Source organism: Vibrio sp. 1562 (assembly GCF_033340155.1).
Classification (GTDB): domain Bacteria; phylum Pseudomonadota; class Gammaproteobacteria; order Enterobacterales; family Vibrionaceae; genus Vibrio; species Vibrio alginolyticus.
Genome location: NZ_JAWOVY010000527.1, coordinates 1 through 605, shown reverse-complemented (window position 1 = coordinate 605; position 605 = coordinate 1). Strand labels below are relative to the sequence as shown.

The 605-nt window shown below is 41.0% G+C and carries 1 protein-coding gene and 1 pseudogene; one reads left to right on the top strand and one right to left on the bottom strand.

All coding sequences use genetic code 11. The features are described from left to right. Positions 1-226, bottom strand: a 226-nt coding sequence (locus tag R7Z49_RS26205; RefSeq protein WP_318112588.1) for a SulP family inorganic anion transporter, incomplete at its 3' end; no start/stop codon positions are given. Positions 227-509: 283 nt separating this feature from the next. On the opposite strand from R7Z49_RS26205, the pseudogene R7Z49_RS26200 reads away from it, so the two are divergent. Further along, positions 510-605, top strand: a pseudogene (locus R7Z49_RS26200) (carbonate dehydratase); the annotation flags it as partial.

Below are 605 nucleotides of genomic sequence, written 5' to 3'. Positions count from 1 at the left end.
TCATGATCACCGTCATCGGACCCGTGGGTTCTGAGATAAGTGTATTTGAGCCACCAAATAAGGAGGCAAACAAGCCCACCATTATGGCGCCCCAAAGGCCAGCTTCTGCACCCGCCCCCGAAGCAACCCCGAACGCCAACGCCAAAGGGAGAGAAATAATGGCCGTGGTCACCCCGCCAAATATATCCCCTTTGAAATTGATATCTTTAAAACGACTACCGAACACCGTTTAGCTCCCTGCATTAACTTCAAAATTAAATAAGTAAAATGTCATTACTTTAACGAGGAATGTGAAAAATTAAACCATAAATAAATTATGGCTTAATTCGTTATCTAATAAGCGGTCTGAATTGTACGAATTTATTTCCAAGAACACGTCAGATGAGTCCTGTCTGACGCATATTTAACGGGATCGAAATTGTAACATTGTGTATAGTTACAACACTGATCGCTTGATATGTTTCAATTGCGATGAGTGCTTTTGTCATTTAAGGGAAGTAGTTTGCAAGATGCCGGAAATTAAACAGTTATTTGAGAATAATTCAAAATGGTCGGAAGAAATCAAATCTGATCGTCCTGAATATTTCGCTAAGCTCGCCGAAGGC